This window comes from Oceanospirillum sanctuarii (assembly GCF_002150805.1).
GTDB lineage: Bacteria > Pseudomonadota > Gammaproteobacteria > Pseudomonadales > Halomonadaceae > Oceanospirillum > Oceanospirillum sanctuarii.
This window is the reverse complement of sequence record NZ_MTBA01000007.1, coordinates 188,746-208,024: the sequence shown is the minus strand read 5'-3', so window position 1 is coordinate 208,024 and position 19,279 is coordinate 188,746. Positions and strand designations below refer to the sequence as shown.

12 protein-coding genes are annotated in these 19,279 nt (G+C 50.0%); 4 read left to right on the top strand and 8 right to left on the bottom strand.

Annotated features, from left to right (window positions below):
• From BV405_RS17810 to BV405_RS13945, 8 genes are all read right to left on the bottom strand, one after another.
• Positions 1 to 1,140: hypothetical protein (locus BV405_RS17810; protein WP_217895665.1), on the bottom strand; the 1,140-nt coding region annotated here is incomplete at its 3' end.
• A gap of 171 nt (positions 1,141 to 1,311) precedes the next feature.
• Positions 1,312 to 2,700, bottom strand: a complete 1,389-nt coding sequence (locus BV405_RS13975) for an HlyD family type I secretion periplasmic adaptor subunit (RefSeq protein WP_086481496.1) — start codon at positions 2,698 to 2,700, stop codon at positions 1,312 to 1,314.
• Entirely contained in the window at positions 2,700 to 6,605 is a 3,906-nt protein-coding gene (locus BV405_RS13970) for a peptidase domain-containing ABC transporter (protein WP_086481495.1), read from the bottom strand. The genes BV405_RS13975 and BV405_RS13970 overlap by 1 nt, the downstream gene beginning before the upstream one ends.
• The gene (locus BV405_RS13965) at positions 6,602 to 8,281 is read right to left on the bottom strand and encodes a LuxR C-terminal-related transcriptional regulator (RefSeq protein ID WP_217895664.1); all 1,680 of its coding nucleotides are present in this window, start codon (positions 8,279 to 8,281) and stop codon (positions 6,602 to 6,604) included. The genes BV405_RS13970 and BV405_RS13965 overlap by 4 nt, the downstream gene beginning before the upstream one ends.
• Before the next feature lie 13 nt (positions 8,282 to 8,294).
• Entirely contained in the window at positions 8,295 to 10,667 is a 2,373-nt protein-coding gene (locus tag BV405_RS13960) for a TolC family protein (protein ID WP_176330168.1), read from the bottom strand.
• 439 nt (positions 10,668 to 11,106) lie between these two features.
• Entirely contained in the window at positions 11,107 to 13,644 is a 2,538-nt protein-coding gene (locus BV405_RS13955; protein ID WP_086481492.1) for a putative bifunctional diguanylate cyclase/phosphodiesterase, read from the bottom strand.
• A 3-nt stretch (positions 13,645 to 13,647) separates the two neighbouring features.
• A complete protein-coding gene (locus BV405_RS13950; RefSeq protein WP_217895663.1) occupies positions 13,648 to 14,583 on the bottom strand; it encodes a substrate-binding domain-containing protein in 936 nt (311 codons plus the stop codon).
• A gap of 183 nt (positions 14,584 to 14,766) precedes the next feature.
• The gene (locus BV405_RS13945) at positions 14,767 to 15,174 is read right to left on the bottom strand and encodes a hypothetical protein (RefSeq protein ID WP_217895662.1); all 408 of its coding nucleotides are present in this window, start codon (positions 15,172 to 15,174) and stop codon (positions 14,767 to 14,769) included.
• Between the two features lie 218 nt (positions 15,175 to 15,392).
• Here BV405_RS13945 and BV405_RS13940 point away from each other — a divergent pair, with 218 nt between their 5' ends.
• The 4 genes from BV405_RS13940 to BV405_RS13925 are packed head-to-tail and all read left to right on the top strand — an operon-like array spanning position 15,393 to position 19,219.
• Positions 15,393 to 16,094 carry a TetR/AcrR family transcriptional regulator gene (locus BV405_RS13940; RefSeq protein WP_086481489.1) on the top strand — a complete coding sequence of 234 codons (702 nt, stop codon included), beginning with the start codon at positions 15,393 to 15,395 and terminating at the stop codon, positions 16,092 to 16,094.
• Positions 16,094 to 17,062 (top strand): HlyD family secretion protein, encoded by a 969-nt coding sequence (locus BV405_RS13935; protein ID WP_086481488.1) that lies wholly within the window; start codon positions 16,094 to 16,096, stop codon positions 17,060 to 17,062. The genes BV405_RS13940 and BV405_RS13935 overlap by 1 nt, the downstream gene beginning before the upstream one ends.
• Positions 17,059 to 18,054, top strand: a complete 996-nt coding sequence (locus BV405_RS13930) for an ABC transporter ATP-binding protein (protein ID WP_245832339.1) — start codon at positions 17,059 to 17,061, stop codon at positions 18,052 to 18,054. The genes BV405_RS13935 and BV405_RS13930 overlap by 4 nt, the downstream gene beginning before the upstream one ends.
• Positions 18,044 to 19,219: an ABC transporter permease gene (locus BV405_RS13925; RefSeq protein WP_245832338.1), complete on the top strand. Its 1,176-nt coding sequence runs from the start codon at positions 18,044 to 18,046 to the stop codon at positions 19,217 to 19,219. Before BV405_RS13930 ends, BV405_RS13925 begins: the two co-directional genes overlap by 11 nt.
• The last annotated feature ends 60 nt before the right edge of the window (positions 19,220 to 19,279 follow it).

Below are 19,279 nucleotides of genomic sequence, written 5' to 3'. Positions count from 1 at the left end.
AGAATCACTGTCCGAATCTGAGTCGCTGTCGGAGTCAGAATCACTGTCGGAGTCAGAGTCACTGTCGGAGTCTGAGTCACTATCCGAGTCAGAATCGCTGTCGGAGTCGGAATCACTGTCCGAGTCAGAGTCACTATCCGAGTCTGAATCACTATCGGAATCCGAGTCGCTGTCCGAGTCTGAATCACTATCGGAGTCTGAATCACTGTCGGAGTCCGAATCACTATCGGAGTCTGAGTCGGAGTCGCTGTCAGAATCAGAATCACTGTCGGAGTCCGAATCACTATCGGAGTCTGAGTCGGAGTCGCTGTCGGAATCCGAATCGCTGTCGCTGTCCGAGTCACTGTCCGAATCACTATCGGAGTCTGAGTCGCTATCGGAATCACTGTCCGAATCACTATCGGAGTCTGAATCGCTGTCCGAATCAGAGTCACTATCCGAGTCAGAGTCACTATCCGAGTCAGAGTCACTATCCGAGTCTGAGTCAGAATCACTATCGGAGTCTGCGTCTGCGTCTGCGTCTGCGTCTGCGTCTGCGTCTGCGTCTGCGTCTGCGTCTGCGTCTGCGTCAGTATCGTCTACTTCTGGCTCTGGAGTTGGATCAGGAGTTTCTTCTGGCTGAGGCTGATCATCACTGCCTTGCTCGCTAGACGCATCTTGAGGATCTAATGCATTTACCGGAGTGACAAAATCCTGGGTAGGTTGTTCAGACTCACCACCTGAAGGGGTAGTCTCTGTATTTTGAGGCTGAGCGGCACTTCGTTGAACAGGAGTGTCATCCTGAAAAACAGGGCGCTGGGCACCTTCACTGCGATCCGAAGGATCAGCACGAGTTGCTTCATCTTCTTCAGAAACAACGGCAGCCGCAGCGGCTACATTTTCCTGAAGAGCTGCACCCGCAGCGTATTCCGCATGGCGGAACTCGGAAGCATCGTCAATGGAAGCCTGAATATTTTCATTACCGGAGTCTTCAGAGCCGACATTCACTTCGGAATTATCAAACTCTTCTTTTTCTTCATCCACAGCATCGCTACGGCTTAGTACCGTTGCTTCATCAAACAGCAGCGCATCATCAGAGTTCGCATTATCGACTCCGTTTTGTGATGGATTGCTGCCTGCACTGCCAGTTTGATCAGCCATGGTCAAACTCCTTGAAAAAATAATTAGGTAACTAAAATAATTCTTTGATGGATACTAGATTAAACCAATGCTGTCACGTTAACAGCTGGCCAGAAGTTATATAACTGAAAAATACATCTTAGAAAGGATCAGGGGCCGCCAAAACTGAGACAGCCCCTAATTAAGAAGGGATTATCGCTCGTCGAAACTGCTCGACAGACCTTTGGTTATAGGGTCGGCAAGATAAGCCAACAAGGTTTTCTCACCGGTCAGAATCTCAGCAGAGACCACCATACCCGGCATCAAAGGAAAGCGCCCCTGATCATTGCCCAGATAATTTTTATCCAGCAACACCCAACCTTTAAAGTAAGGCTGATTCAGCTCATCAAGTGCACTGAATGCCGACACACGCTCAAGCTTGCCGGTCGCATAACCAAATCGGGAGAAGTCATAACTGCTGACCTTGAGGTTCACTTCCTGTCCCGGGTGCACGTAGCCAATATCATCCGGAGAAATACGAACCTCAGCCTGAAGCTGAACATGGTCTGGCACGATTTGCATCAGAACTGAACCAGGCTGTATCACCTGGCCGGTATTATTGACCTCAAGGTTAAAGACCAGTCCACTAGCAGGTGCACGAACCCATAGCTCTTCCAGACGACTCTTAACTTTGCTGAGTTCTTCTTCTGTTTCCGCAATCTGGGCTTTAAGCTGATCAATCTGATCCAGGGGGTCCTGCAGGATCTGATTCTGAGTCTCATAATAACGACTTTTAGCTTCAGCCAGCTCCTGACGAATCAGGTTCATCTCTTTGATGATGCGCTCTTCTTCACCTCGGGCAGAAACAGCGGCCCGCTCAGTTTCCAACAGAGTGATTCGGGTAATCAGGCGTTTTTTCGCCATGCCCTGACGCATCTCCAGCATCTCTTCTGTCAGCTGTCTATGTTGCTGAGCCGAATCCAGCGACTTCTCCAACTGATCCAGTCGCGATTCTCGTTGACGGGTCTGCTGACGAAGTACATCCAGCGTCGATTCACGCACAGAGATCTGATTCTGTAATTGTTGACGCTGAACCATAACCATCGATGGATAACGGCCTTCGAAAGAAGAAAAGTCAGGTTCACGCCCCATAACAAAAGCTTCCTGACGTTCCGCACGCAGACGCAATGAAGCCAGTCGCCCTTCAATCTGGCGCAAATCAGAGAGCGTTCGGCTATCGTCCAGCTTGATGAGAATATCGCCCTCTTTAACGGCCATACGCTCTTCCACCATAACCTCTGAAACCGTGCCGCCACTTAAATGCTGTACTACTTTGATCTGCCCAGATGGAATCACTTCACCGGGCGCAGAGGTTACCTCTGCCAATTGAGTTACAGCAGCCCAAACGACAAACGAAAACATCATGACAATCACCAGATACAACACTGGCTTTGCATAAGTCGGGATCAGTTCATCCTCAACCTGAATGGTTTCGGATAGCAGACGGCGCTGACGAGATCCCAGTGTTACCTCAGAACGCGGTAAGTCGACCGGATTTCCCAACTCTTCGGTGGCGCCTTTATGTGGAAATTGAACAGACATTAACTAAGCCCCGCCATAATTTTACCTTCTACTTCAGCATAACTGCCCCGGGCAGTGATCGAACCGTTTTCCATATACAGAATATGATCGGCCATTCTCAGATGACTTGGTCTAGGGGTCACCAAAATCAGACTCACCCGTCCACGAAGCCAGTTAATGCAACGCATCAGAGCTTCATCACCCGCATCATCCATGCCGTTGCCAGGCTCATCCAACAGCACAATTGAGGCTGGCTTCAAAATTGTCCTCGCCAGAGATAACCGCTGCTTAAAACCGTTAGAAAGCTGATCAGAATCGCTACTGGAGATCCGGGTATTGATACCGTGCTCCATTCGCTCGATATCTTTTCGTAAACCCGCCATATCAATCGCCCAATTCAGTTCCTCTTCTGTGGCAGAGGCATGCACTAAACGGAGGTTCTGAGCCACAGTTCCATAGAAGATATCGCACTTCTGAGGCATATAACTGATGATGGAACGCAGATAGTCAGCGGCTATCTGACGGGTATCAATCGAGTCAATACGGATAGAACCCGCCTGCGGGTAATGCAGACGACTAATCAGGGTAAGCAGTGTCGATTTACCGGCACCATCAGGCCCGGTAATACCCAGAATTTTGCCCGGTGGGACTTTAAAAGTAACCCCCAGAAGAACCGGATCAAGGTGGGCTGCATAACGGAACGAAACCCGACTGAAGTCCAACGCCCCCTGATTTACAAAACGATTCGCTTCCAGATTGTGACCATCAGACTCCTGAGCAAGCTTCATTAGCTGGTTGACCTGGAAAATATTGGTCGAAATACGTGACCAACTAGTTAAGGCTGTAAATAAGCTCTGCATAGGACCTATCAAGCGCCAGGTCAGAATCATGGTCGCCATAACAGTGCCCGGAGAAATTGATTCTTGAATAACCATATACGCAGATACTGACAATACCGATAGCCCTGTAAAGCTACCGATCAGGTGAGAAAAGGCAGTGATTTTGAGCTGCGCCTGCTGCTCTTTAAAGCCTGCATAAGCCGAAGTGCCACTCAGGTTGCGGAATCGCCCCATCCACATTGACTGAGCCCCCAGAGCTCTCAAGCCCCGCATTTTACCGAGGGACTCATCGATCAGCTCCGTCTTTTTGCCGGACGCCTCAGAGGATTGTTCAGCGGAGCGGTCTGCCAGTGGTCGGGTGATCATCAACAGACACAGGAAGGCTGAAATTGAGACAAGAAGAATACCACCGGCCCAAGGGTTAATCAGGAAGATAACGATCAGCAGAATAACGCTTGCCGGCAGATCAAAAGCCAAAAGAACCAAAGGCCCAAGGAAAAGATCCCGCAAGCGCTCCAGACTCTTGATACGACTGATCTGACGACTGACGGATACGCCATTTAAAGAGGACGACGGCAGGCGTAAAACCCGTTCAAAAATAGCACTACCCAGCACATATTCGATCCTGCCACCAATATAAGCCAGTAAACGTCCTCTGAGCGTATTTAGGAACCAGCCCAAACCAATCGCCAACATTACCCCCAACAGAAGGAACACGCCCATTTCAGCATCGCCAGTTGGGATAACGGTATCGAATACCGTTCTCACAAACAGCGAAGGCGCTACCGCCAGTACCGTACTGATCAGAGTTACGATAAAGACCAGAGAAAGATGTTTCCGGAACTTCCAGAACAGCTCACGAACCCAGGGACGTTTATTGCGATCCGTATCAGACTCCAAGGGCTGGAAGATATAAATATCGCCTTTGCCTTTAGGCAGCTTTTGCCAGATCTCTTCACGGTTCGTCTGACTGTTAAAGACGCGGAAATCACCATCAGACAAAACCTCTAACACAGCGACTGCCGGAGAGGATGCCGGCATAAAGATACAGGGCAACAGGCGCTGATCGAAATGTTTGAAGCTATCGCCATAGTGGCGAGCCCGAAATCCCAGATTAGCCATTGCCCCGAAGAAATAGGAAAGATCAACATGATCCGCTAAATGTGGCAGAGACTGTGCAAACTCCCGAGAATTACCGCTCCAGCCCAGATGGCGCAGTAAGGGCAACAGGCAACGGGAAAGGTCAGAGTCATTAAACACACGGGTGCCAATGACGTTCTCAAGGGACTCATCCAAGCCAGGTTTTTCAGAACCATGATCGTTGGCATCAGAACGAGCGAAGACAAACTCACCATCATCTTCAACCAGCTTGCCATCCTGAATTTTGTACACCATATCTGCCAGTTTCACCATTGATGGGCGATTTGCCACCATCACCATGGTTAACTCACCTTTACGGGATTCCAGATACTGACGCAGGCGCTTATCACCTTCAAAGTCCAGTGCGCTGTTAGCTTCGTCAAAGAGAATCACTTCCGGATCAAATGCCAGCGCCCGCACAATTGCGATCAGCTGACGGACCCCCATCGGCAGAATTTCGCTGGCATTCTCACCAAGCGGGGTCTGATAACCCTGCTTCATACCGGCTACGATCACATCAAGACCAATCTGCTCTGAAATTTCCAGAGCACGGGCTTCACGGCTTGGCTCGAACATCGTCAGGTTATCGAGAATAGACCCGACAAATACTGTGCCTTCCTGAGGCAACAGTGCAATCTTCTGGCGCAGACTCTCTGAAAGAAACTCGCCGATTGGCGCACCATCAATCAGAACAACGCCGGAATCAGGTTCGTCAATTCCATTAATCAGCGCCAGCAGTGTACTTTTACCGCTACCGCTGTCACCACGAATGGCAATATACCGACCTTTTGGAATATTCAGACAAAGGTCACTGAACAGCGAGCCTCCATTGCTCTCTGCACCTTTATCCCCCATCGAGATCTGGTCCAGACGCAAGCCATAACGAATTTCAGGCAGAGCTACCAGTCCCAGTTCATGTCTGCCCGGCATAGAAAGCACAGCAGAAAGACGACGATCACCGGCAATAAATGCCTGATAGCGCATCCAGGTGCTCAGACCTTTACGAAGAGGCTGCAGGGCTCGAACCGACAGCATCATACAGGCTGCCAGGGCACCGGCAGTCATATCGCCTTCCAGAACCAGAAGAGCTCCAAAAAAGATCACCAGTACAATCATCGCCTGAGACATAACAGCCCCAAGGTTACTGGCAAAGCTACTACCGAAGAAAAGACGCTCCCCCTGAGTTGCACTGTTCTCTTTCAGTCGCTCATAGCGACGCTGCATGATGCTTTCTACAGACATGGTCTTAACAGAGAGCACACCTGACAACACCTCAGTCAGAAAACTAATACGACGCTCATCATTCAGATCCCGGGTCAGAATCTGGCGGTACATCCAGCGGCCAAAAAACAGAACCACCAGAATAAACAAAGCCATCAGAATGATAGGAACAAAGACCAGATCACCGGCAATCAGCCAGATAACACCGAGGAAAATAAAGATAAATGGCAGGTCCAGCAGAATCAGTAAAGCGCTACCGGAATAGACGTCAGCAACCTTCGAGACTGTTTGCATTTTCTCAGCATAAGCACCAGCTTCCTCTTTACTGAAAAGCTGCATTGGAATCTGGAAAAACTTATTAAGCACCTGCATGCTCGCACGATGCTTAAATCTTGCGCCTAACCAGTTGGTGACTGTTTCGTTGACACTTTTCAGGATCTCTTCGAGGATCATCATCAGAACGATCCCCATAGTAAGTACAATCAGAGTATCAACAGAGCCATTTTTCAGAACCCGGTCAAAGATCTGTAGCATCCCCAAAGGCAGAGCCAAGGCCAGCAGGTTGCTCATCAGAGATGCCAGCACGATGACAGGAATCAGCTGACGTACATCCCGGGTACCCAATACCTTGCGCAACGAGCGGATACCCTTAACTTTGATCTTGCTAAGAATCCGTCTGTCACGATCACCAAAAGGTGAAAAGGATTTACTTTGCTGCTGACTCATAGATATCCGCTTACTGAATTGACAGAGTTATTATTGGGTTGAAAAAGGTATCGCACGACATCCTGAACCAAAGGGTGACGAAATGAGGCCTGACCGGCTTCATAATGTAAAACGCCAAGGCTTTCTGCCCGTTCAACGGCTGCAACGATGTAGGCGCTATCATCCCGCATCAGAGCCGCCAGCTGATCTACAGACACAGCTCCCTCGTGTCCAGCCACACAATAGAGTAGCTTCCAATCCACTTTAAACTTATCAATCCTTGAAGCGACGGTAATCAGCAAAGCCAGAGAGATCTCATTCCCCTCCTGAAGCATCAGCTCTTTGGCGAAGAGCGGAATACCTCTTGACCGTTCCACAATATCGGAAAAACCGACTGTGTTATCTGCTGCAGGGGCCGTAGACACAAGCTGCTCAATCTGATCACTTTCCATCCTCTGCAGATGCACCTTGCGACAGAAGGGGAAAAGGTTGTCTGCAAACTCATACTGCTGAGGCTGACGTCCACAGAGAATAAACTTCGCCTGATGACGCTTCTCCGTGAGATATGCCGTCAACTGAGTTTTTTCATCCGCCGACAGATGATGAGCATCATCAATAATAACCAGCCCATTTGGTTCCTCAGGCAACAGACCGATCAACTCAATCCAGCTTTCAGCATAAAGGCCACGAACACTCTCAAAAAAACCGGCACTGACCACACGGACATAGTGCAACGGCATAGTCCGCTCAACTGCCAGTCTGGCCGACTCACGGCATAAACGGGACTTGCCCATACCGTTCTCACCTTCAATGATGAGAATCGAAAAATCATCATCCAACAGCGCCTGAATCTCGGCCAGTTCCTTCTCACGACCGATAAGAGGGAAGTTTTCCTCCTGATCCCAGGTATTCAGTTGTTTCACCTGATTTAACGGCAACTGATTGGGCATACCATCGGGCAACGTAATATCAAATGCCTTCATGACAGACTTAACCGGTTCATCAAAATAGATAGAGCCAGTATCAGCATTGTCCCTAAGCTCATGCCCCCAGGTCAGCACATGGCTACCAACGGTTTCACCAGACCAGCCGCCAAAACGATTCTGGCTCACTGTGATAAGCCCAGCCACAAGTGCGCCGGTCAGAATCTGGTCACTATTAGGATCGCCCAGCTTTTCACGGACAAACTCACTCATGGATTGAAACAGGTAATCTGCCACCAGAATCGCCGTGCGAATATCCTGTGCGGAAGAACGCTTCAAGCCAAAGATCAGGTCTCCATCCCCGGGTTCACGACTCATAAAGAGCGCCTGGCTATCAAAAGCCACTTCCGCCAACCGGGTATGAAACAGCTTTAGCGCAGTTCTGGGCAGGCGACCATTAGTTTTCAGACTCAGAACAATGGCCGGGCGGCGGGCGATCAGAGTTTCATTAGCAAACGCAGCGCTAAAGCCTGACTGATCTTTAAACTCTGCCAGACGTGCTACGGCCATAGTACGGTTCTGTACATTCAGCTTTTTAAAAATGGCCACAAGGTGCTGCTTGACAGTGCCCAGACTGATGTCCAGATCACGGGCAATCTCTTTATTAACCTTACCCTGCTGCATCAGTTCAAGAATCTGTTGCTGACGGGAGGTCAGACCGGCCACAGTCTGTTTATTATTTTTTTCAGCAGTTCGCTGCGCCTGTTTAGCCATACCGATATCCTTATCAGTTCCTGACCGGCAGCGAGACCCGCTGCCCTTTCCATTCGACAACCACATCCTTGTCATTTATGGCCTTAATAACGCCACCACCATACAGACGCTCGCCTAAGCGATGGTAATAGACTTCTCCACTTTTTCCGCCCCAACGCATACGGGCAAACCGCTGTTTTCCGGATCCTTCCTCAACAGCTTCTACCAGGTAAAGAGGTCTCAGCAGGTAGTCTCTATGCTCAAAGCTGATAATCGCCCGATTACGGTTCACACTTTTCAGCTTCCCCTTGTAGGCAAGGCTAGCCCCAACCGGGAAACGACGAACCGTGTGACTGCGGTTGCCAATCAACCAGGCATAACGGCCTTCAATTTTGATCAGAGAATAAAGCTGGCCATATTTCATGCCATCAACAGTTTTATTTTCTGACGTTTTCGCCTGCTGTTCTGCACGGTGACGACGAGCCAGATAGGACTCACCAGCGTAATAAGCACGCTTCTCCATGGCAGGAATATCGAAGCGAGCGATCACATCAAAGTTTTCTTCCGGCTGATAAACCACGCAACGCTGCTGCTGATTTCTCATTTGAGTACACCAGCGCTGCGCTTCCTGTTCAGACAGGAAACCTGTGAAGTTCACGCTGTACCAGTGGGTATCCGCTTCAGCCCCCACCAGATTGACATCAACTACTTCAATCAGAATCTCTTTAGCCGGTTCCAGCGACTCATAACGGCGGGGCAGATCACGAACCAGAGCATCAACGGCAAAGTGGTCGTAAACCCCCATCAACTTCACCATCCATGGGCTTGAGGTGAAGTTTTCCGGTTCATCCATCCAGCCATCAACCACATAACTGCGTGTTGAGACCGTAGCTGCAGGCAGAACTTTTACACTGTCAGTGGAACGGTCGGTTCCGGCTTTGAAAACCGGACTGGTTTCACTGATGGATCGATAAGGAATACCGCCCCCGAGAGATGCGTAGAAATCAACAAAAGCCTGATAATACTCAAGCTCAAACTGATGCAGCACATCCATGCGCTCCTGATAGGACTGCATGGAATCCAGATAGGTCAGGAAGTCGATACCACCGACGGAATAAGACTCAAAACCGAAATCCTGCGCCACTTTAGCCGCTTCAGCAGACTCCTGCTGCATAGACAAACGCTCACCACTGAACTCCAGTTCAGTAATCGCAGTACGTGCCGCAGAAAGGCCGTTGTAAACCGTGTTGGCATAAGACTCCACCAACTCATTGCGTACCGCCTGAGCAAACTTCACATTCTGCTCTCCGGCACCACCATCAAACACACTGGCACTCAACGTGCCCAGGGCATTCCACAACAGGGTATTCGGTTGAAACAGATCGGCAGGATTACGCACACCGGAACTGATACCTGCAGACAAGGTTAAACCCGGAAGCAGAGCTTTCCGGGCTACATCCAAATCCGCATCTGCCGCTAACATCCCGGACTCAATCGCCCGAATATCCGGTCGCCGTAACAGATAGGCCGTCGAAAGCCCCCGAACAGCATCCGGCATAGCCACAGTGCTAAGCCCTTTATCGGTCAGTTTAAGCTGCCCTGGGGCAACACCGACTAAACGGGCAATAGCAAACTCCAACTGCTGACGGTCTTTAAGCAGGGTGGGCAGACGAACCCGGGAACTGAAAATAGCAGAGCGCTGAATCTGCATCTCAACAACAGTGGCATCGCCCTGATCGTATCGATCCTGCATCGCCAACAACATAGAGGTCAGGGCCTCTTCCGTTTCGCGGGTATTGCGGATGCGATCATTCAGAGAGAGATATTCAAAATAACTTTTTGCCAGCTGAGAAATGAGTTCAAGGCGCTGGGCATCGTACTGGAAGATAGCACGCTTTAGTTTCAGCTCTCCGGACTGAGCCAAAGACGCATTCTGCCCCCAAAGATCGAGCTGATAACGACCAATCAGACCAACTTCATACTCACCCTGTGACTGAGCAGTAGAACCCCGTGGGACACTGCCAATACCAGCCGTTGGTGCTTCTTCACTGTAGGAAGCCTGAGCCGTAACCGAAGGAGAACCGGCAGCACCGGCCTGGACCGCTAATGCTTTTGCCTGAACGATCTGCTGGGCAGCAATCTGAAGGGTCTGACTGTTGGTCAAAGCACGATCAATCAGAAGCTCCAGTTCATTATTTCCGGTATAACGCCACCAGAGATTAAAAGATTCATCATCAGGAACATGAATAACCGGATTTTTATTCGCGAAAGGAGCGTCATTCGTGACGGATGAGACATCATCAGCCAGCTCAGGTACTGCAACGATATCATCACTCAATTCATCCGGTGCGGAGGCACAGCCGGCCAGCACCAGAAAAAAAATGAGTAAAAAGTTACGTACGATCACTAACCAACCCCAAAACGTTTGATAAACGTGGTTCACAGTCCGGATACAGATGCCTGCTCTGCTAACGCCGGTCATCCCTCAGCCGGGAAGTTTTCCCGGATTACTTACAGGTGTTCAATGCAATATAGATACCAGTCGACAGCTGACAGAAAAACTTTAAAAACCAAGCAGTTAAATCAAGCAGCAACATTAGGACGAAAAAAAGAGGCAAACAACTGCCTCCCTGAAAACATGCTGTAAGTATAGGCTGTAGAGATTACTTTGTTAGCGAATGTAACAAAAGGAGAAGTAAAGCTAAATACGCTCAATCTGACGAAATACAACAGATTTTATCCGGTTATCCTACATCCCCTATGTCAGTAGATGACAGAATAAATAGCAGATTTCTTACACAAATAGGCTAGCCGGCGCTAAGTTCATCCGAAGTTCAGGGCGTTCTCTATAGGTCTGTACTAAACAACAGCACATTTTCAGAACTGTTTTCCAGACAATAGTTCACCAGATCGTTGTAAGGCAGTGGTTTGGAGAAATAATACCCCTGAATCTCTTCACACTCTTCTGCCGAGAGAAAGGCCAGCTGATCAGCGTTTTCGACACCTTCAGCAGTCAGAGCAAGATTAAAGTTCTTTGCCAGACTGACTATCGCCCGGGCCAGCGCCACGCTGTTGCTGTCATAGGGAAGACCATCAACAAAGGATTTATCGATCTTAAGGCGGGTCACCGGCAGGTTCTGCAGCGTATTCATCGCCGAGTAACCGGTACCAAAATCATCAACTGCCAGACGAACCCCTCGATTACGGAAATACTGCAGACGCTCCCGGGCGGTGTCCGGCTGATGAGCGATATAACTCTCTGTGATCTCAAGCTCCAGAGCATGAGCATCAATTCCCGTCTCTTTCAGCACCCGGTCGAGCACAAACGGGAAGTCCTCATTATCCAACTGAATACTGGAGACATTAATACTGATGTGATCCAGTTGAATCCCAGCGGCAACAAGACGCATGTAATCACGACATCCCTGCTCCAGCACCCACTCCCCGAGAGGAATAATCAGACCAAGCTCTTCCGCCAGAGGTATAAAGCGTGCCGGTGAGACTAATCCCATATCCGGATGATGCCAACGAATCAGAGCCTCAACAGCCACTATCTTACCGGTAAAGGCAGAAACCTTGGGCTGGTAGTAAAGCTCAAACTCAGATTTATCAATCAGTGCGCGACGCAACGCATAGGTCAGCTCAGCTCTATCCTTCATCTGAGCGGACAACTCTTCTGAGAAGAAACAGAAGTTGTTACGGCCATTTTCCTTTGCTTTGTACATCGCAAGGTCCGCATATTTTGTCAGCGAGATACTGTCATTCCCGTCATCAGGAAACAGGGTAATACCGATACTCGCCGAAATATTGATCTGCTGTTCAGCCACACTGAAAGGATGCTCAAATAACTCAATGATCCGACGCGCCGCCGATTCTGCCTGCTGAGCATCTGACAGATTTTCAATCAGCAGATTGAACTCATCGCCACCGATTCGGGCCAGCGTTTCATTATGAGATAGCGCAGACTGTAAGCGCGATGCGACAGACTGCAGCAGCTTGTCCCCGACATCATGCCCCTGAATATCATTCACCTGTTTGAACTGATCCAGATCGATAAAGAGTACCGCAGCAGAACACTGCAGACGATCTGCTTTCTGTAATGCCCGATCCAGAAAACGCGACCAGAAACGACGATTCGCCAATCCGGTCAGAACATCATGGTCAGAGAGATATTCCAGCTCTTTCTGGGACTTCTGTAACGAATGCTCCCGCTCCCGAACTGTTCGCGCCAGCTGGTTGATACTCTCGGACACTTCCTGCAGCTCATCCCGGCTCTCCAGCACCTCCGTCGGTGAGTAGTCCCGCTGCTGAATTTTTCCGATCTGAGCCATCAGAGCTTCCAGAGGTTTACGCAAACGCCGAACGGTAATAAAACGAATCCAGAAGAGTGCAAACAACACAGCAACCAACAGAAGAATCAACAGATGCACCCGGTTTTGCCCCAGTGCTTTGGTGAGCTGATCCCGCTCCATACTGACATTGAAGAATATTCGCCCGCCTAAAGTATCCAGGTACATTGCGCTGTAATAGTGATCGGACGCTTCCAGAATCGAGAACTGCGTTTTCCCTTCACGCAGAGGTTTTACATTCTCAACCCCCGCAGCTGGCAGATCAGAAACCGAGATATCCAGATTCATATTGCCGGATAACGCCAAAAAGTAATCACTGTCCAGCACCCGGGACATCTCGATATGCGCTGCAGGCTTACCACTATCAAGACTGAGTAATCGCAGGTGCGACTTAACAACCAGCCCGCGATCAGTGCGATGCAGGGTTAACTGTGTCGACTCCTGAATCGCCTCATCCGCATAATAGTTAATATGCTGATAGGTAATACCATCCCCATCCATCAGAGATAGCGGTACTTCTGAGTAAACACTGTCGTCCTCATAACGCCTCAGCAGACGGGGTTTACCCTCTTTATAAGAGACAATATTCAGGTGATAGCCCCGGTCTCCCCGAGCCACGTAGGCGATAACATCCATATTGCGACCATAGAGGGTGATGTCATCATTGAAGGAGAGTTTGACCTTATTGAGCAACTCTTTCGCCAGGGCTTTTTTCTCTTCGTCCAGCAGAAAACTGTTGTAGCGCTTGCGGTCTTCATAGAGGTTAATCAGGCTAACTGAAGCCAGAGCCACTTCATCAACCCGCAGGAAAGCCACACCTTCCCGCAGACTGGATTCGATCTGCCCCAGATTAAAATTGAGCCGCTCAAAGCCATAGGTCATCCGGGTTCGGGTATTCTCCAGAAAGCTGGTGCGCAGAAAATTATCGAAATACACACCCAGCGCAGAAATAACCAGAACGGTCAGCAAAGCCACCCAAAGCGCCAGGCGGGTAGCTAAACCATTTTTTCGGGACAATGAGGCTTGAGAGGCCATAAATCAGAATACCGGTTTAACGTGATGAACATTACCCCGGGTCACCAGAGTGTTAACGGGAATATTAATATGAGCAGGCAGCTGCTTTCCGGCTTTCAGATCCAGTACAGCCTTAACCGTGGCCTTTCCACCAAGAGGAAAAAGCACTGAGCCTGTCTGGCTCCCCTGAATTATCGCAGCACGAGCCTCACTGGTGTAATCACAGCCGACAGATACAATAGAAGCCGGATCGATTTTGTGACGCGCCAGCACCGCACGAATACCACTAAGCATACTGTCACTTTCGGAGAAAATGGCATCGACCTGAACCCCTTCCGCCAAAAGTTTCTCCATCTCAATCAGAGCATCTTTACGCAGATAATTACCCGTGCGTTGAATCACTCTGATTCCGGGGTACTGTGCCATTACATCCATAAATCCCTGGGTTCGATCCTGAGTCACATCCGCGGTTTTCAGGCCTTCCATCAGCAGCACAAGGCCTTCTCCATTCAGGCGTTCGGCGATATATTCGCCACCCATACGACCAATCAGCACATTGTCAGAATTAAGAAAACTGGTATAGCGCTTCGTCTCAACACCCCGATCCAGTATCAGTACTTTAATACCTTTTTCATGAGCTTCTTCGATCACCGGAACAACCACTCGGGCATCGCTTGTCCCGACAATCAGTACATCTACCCGTTGACGGATAAACTGCTTAATCTGATGAATCAACAGTGACGTCTTGCCTTGGGCATCCGAGTACAAAAACTGAATATCCCGATGCGGTTCGAGTTCATTCTTCACTTCAAACAGCTGGGCACGCCGGAAGTCGTTTTTCAACGTATCCTGAGCAAAGGCCACCACATAGTTCGCATCCTTTCCGGTCTCTCCCTGACCTGTACTCGCTTGAGCAACAACTGAAAACAACATCAGCAGCATTGTAATAAATCGTTTCACCGCCACAGCCTCTCCTTGTTGATCTGTCGGCCTGCATCTTATTGAGTTGTGGGCTTGTCATTTACATCAGACGTAATAACTGAGTATCCACAGCCAACACCTTAACAGCCCACCGAAATATCATAAGCTGTTCATATTAAATCCTTTTGACGACTATGGGTAATCAACTTTATGCCAGTAAAATCAGCGACTTTTGCCTTTTTTACTGTATTTTCCGTAAAGACTATCCACAGTGTGATCAAACAGGTCTTTAATGAGAGCTTTAGCTTCCGGAATCGTGACAGTTTCAAAATCCTTATGGAGTGACTTGCGGCCAAACAGTCCAAGAAAGCCACTTTTCTGCACCACTTCCATGTCTAAAAAAGCTCGGTCTGTTTCAATCGGGGTCAGCTGAAAGCTTGCATGCTTATCCCCTTCATCTCTGAAGAAGTAGAAACCGCCGCCCTCACCCAGTTCTTCCGTCTTTTCAATTTCGGCGATCCAGGGATACTGATCGATCACCTCACAGGCATCACGAAAACTCTTCAGTTCCCGATGTTTATTGACCAGTTCATCGCCGTTTTCACGTAAGGTGTAATCCACAACAAGCATCCGCATATCTCCTTCCCTGTGTCAGCGTTTTAGCGGCCACATACTAACGAGCAAAGCCCACGAAAAACAGAGCAAAAGCTCGACTCAAAGACCACAACAACAAAAACGAACAAATTCCTCGTTTGATGAAACATTGAGGAATAAAGTTGATGCCATACCGAGCTTCGACTCATTAGGATATTCATCAACAGTTGAATACAAGCTTCAGGATAAAACCCATGACAAAGGAAAACCTGTCAAAAGAGAAGGTCACTAAAAAGCCAAAACAAGGCAGGGGACGACCATCGCAACCATCCGAAGCCCGACAACGGCTGCTGGATGCAGGGCTGGAACTCTTTACCGAGCAAGGCTACAAACCTGTTTCAACCCGTATGATCGCCCGGGAAGCAGGTGTCGATGCCGCTATGATCCGTTATTACTTCGGCTCGAAAGTCGGACTCTTCGAGACCATCATCCGTGAGACCTTCACACCGATTATCGACCAGTTTCGTTTTTCTGAATTGCCTGACGGGGAAACACCACAGCTTTCCGGTGAAGAGCTGATGCAAAAACTGATGACTACCTATTATCAGGTGATGAGCCGCAGACCGGGACTGCCGCGACTGGTTTTCCAGATTCTGCACCAGCAGGACAGCGAAGCCTATCCGGTTTTCTTCAAGACAACCCAGGAGCTGGTGCACTATTCCCGAAAATGGATCACCGATGTTTTGGAAGCCAGCGATATGCTGAGAGAAGATGTTGATCCTGCCCGGGCTCAGTTCAGCTTTATCAGTCTTATGATTTTTCCATTAATCGCGCCACCGGTTATCAGTCAGCAGTTGGGAATCAGTCATTCTCCCGAGACCATCTCAGAGCACATCAAGCACACCAGCAAGCTGCTTACTCAGGGCATGCTAAAGCCAACCGGGAGGAAAGAGTAATGAAAAGAAAGCAAGTCATGAAACCCTGCACATTACTTATCAGTCTGCTGCTTCTGCCGCTGCTCAGCGCCTGCCAGGAAAACGGTGAAAGAATCTATGGTGTTGTAGAACGCCATTCCGCCGCACTGTCTGCTCCTGCCAGTGAAAAGATCACCCGCATTCTGAAAGCCGAGGGTGACACTATTGCTGCAGGTGAAGTCCTGCTGCAACTCGATACCACCCAGACCGAGTTCCTGATTCAGCAACGCAAGGCTGAGCTGCAACAGGCCGAAGCGCAACTGAACCTACTGCAAACCGGCAACCGCCCGGAAACCTTGCAACAGGCATCTGCCACGCTAAACGCTGCTAAAGCACGTTACCAGTCGGCCCTGAAAACCCTGAAACGTACCCGCGAGCTTTATCGGGGCAAGATGGTGAATGATGCCGAGCTGGACGTTGCAGAAACCCAAGCCCGTGTTGAAAAAGCACAGCTGGATGCCGCACAGGCGAAGCTGAATGAACTCAAATCCGGCTTCCGACATGAAGAGATTGAACAGGCAACCTCAGTTGTAGCAGCCGCTAAAGCCCGTCTTGAGAGTGCGCAGTACCAGCTTGAACAACTGACCGTTAAAAGTGAGATCGCAGGTACGGTGGATCAGCAGCCCTGGCAAACCGGCGACAGAGTCGGAGCGGGCACTCTGCTGGCCAGTGTTCTGGATGACAGCAAACCTTATGTAAGAGCTTACTTACCTCAGAATATGCTAGATAAAGTCGCTCAGGGGACAGAGCTTCAGCTACAAAGCGGAGCAGAACCGGATCAGCAGTATCGGGGCCGTATCCGCCTGATCCATAAGCAACCGGCTTTCACCCCCTTTTATGCGCTGAACGAAGCCAACCGTTCACGACTGATGGTGCTGGTGGATATCGACCTGCTGGATAGAGGGCAACAACTGCCAACAGGACTTGCGCTGGAAGTTGTGCTGCCATGATGTCTGAGCAAAACACCGTCACCCATAACAAAGCCACAGGTAAGCCAGTACCTGACACAGCCCCCCTGGCAGAATCGGACTATGCCATTCTGACCCGGGGCATGAGTAAGGTCTTTGGTGATAAACCTGCGGTTTCAGATCTGAATCTGAGTATTCCAAAAGGCAGTATCTACGGTTTTCTCGGCCCCAACGGCTGCGGCAAATCCACCTCGATCCGCATGCTCACAGGACTGCTTCGGCCAAGTGCCGGAGAGATCACAGTATTGGGAGAAACCCTGCCGGGTTCAGAAGAACACCTGCGCCGCCGGATCGGCTATATGACGCAGAAATTCTCCCTGTACGACAATCTCACCGTGAAAGAGAACCTGCATTTTGTCAGCCAGATCTTCGGTCTGAAGCGCAAAGCAGCCAAAGAGCGCATCGATCAGTTGCTGACTGTTTACGATCTGACGGGTCAGCATAAGCAGATGGCAGGTTCCATGAGTGGCGGTCAGAAACAGCGACTGGCACTGGCGGCCGCCACCCTGCATAAACCGGAGCTGCTGTTTCTGGATGAACCGACATCTGCGGTTGACCCGGAGAACCGAAGGGAGTTCTGGGAGCGCCTGTTTGACCTGTCCAATGCCGGCACCACCATTCTGGTATCGACACACTATATGGATGAAGCGGAACGCTGCCACGGTCTGGCGATTCTTGAAAACGGTATAAAACGTGCCGACGGATCACCGGAACAGCTCATGGATAACATGGGAGCCGTGGTGATCGAGGTATCCGGTAATGATCTGAGAAATCTGAAGAATCACCTCACCGAAAAGGAAGAGGTGATCTCAGCGGCTCAGATAGGAACCCGTCTTCGGGTTCTGGTCAGACAGGAGCTGAGCGATCCGGAACACTGGCTCAGCCAACAGGTTGGTCAGCGCCAGCTGAATCGGGTACACCCAAGTCTTGAGGATGTTTTTGTCAGCTGTACAGGAGGTCGTCATGTCGGATAACCAGATGATTCAGCCATTGACCGGAACCTTTTCAAGAATTACAGCCATTCTCTGGAAAGAACTGCGCCAGCTGTCACGGGATCGTATGACCTTTGGCATGATCGTGATGATCCCTCTGGTTCAGCTGATGCTGTTTGGCTTTGCGATCAATACCGATGCCCGCAATCTGCCGGCAGGTATCGTGGATAAGAGCAATACTCAAGCCAGCAGGGCCCTGATTCAGGCAACCGAAGCGACGCAGGTAGTGCGCTTCACCCAGGTGTATCAGGATCTTCAACAGGCAGAAGCGGCTATTACCGCCGGTAAGGTCAAAGCGGTGCTCTATCTGCCGCCAGATCTCTCATCCCGTCTCACGCAACATCCGGCCAGCGGAGCACAGAATCCGTCACCTCAACCGATCGGCCAATGGCTGGTGGATGGCTCGGACACCGTGGTTGCAGCCAGCATCAAGGGACTGCGTCAGATGCCTTTGAGCCAGATAGAAGATCTGCCTCAGATACCAGCAACTACCGCAACCGCGACTGCGGATACTTTTGCTGTCGCTCTTTATTTCAACCCGGAACAGCGTTCTGTGGTGAATATCATTCCCGGGCTTCTGGGCGTGATTCTGACCATGACCATGGTGCTTTTTACCTCTGCCGCCATCGTTCGGGAGCGGGAACAGGGCAATATGGAATTTCTGATCACCACGCCGGTAAAGCCACTGGAACTGATGCTGGGAAAGATCGCACCTTATGTGCTGGTGGGTTTTATTCAGACCGGATTGATTCTGACCGCAGGCCGATTGCTGTTTGACCTGCCGATTCGCGGCAACCTGTTCGATCTGGCCGGAGCCGCCATGCTCTTTATCTGCGCCAGCCTGACACTGGGACTTGTGATCTCCACCATCGCTAAAACTCAGTTACAGGCGATGCAGATGACCGTCTTTATTCTGCTGCCCTCCATTTTGCTATCCGGCTTTATGTTTCCCTACGAAGCTATGCCTGAGACGGCCCAATGGATCGCAGAAGCGCTGCCTGCTACTCATTTTATGCGTATGAGTCGGGGGATCATTCTTCGGGATGCCGGGGTACTTGATCTGCAACCGGATGCACTCTGGCTACTTGGCTTTACTGCTGTCGGCTTGTTAGTCGCTTCCCGCAGGTTCTCTAAACATTTGGATTAAAGCTGCTAAAATGCCCGCCTGCGCCGTTTATTACGTGAGCGCAAATATCTTTTCAAACGG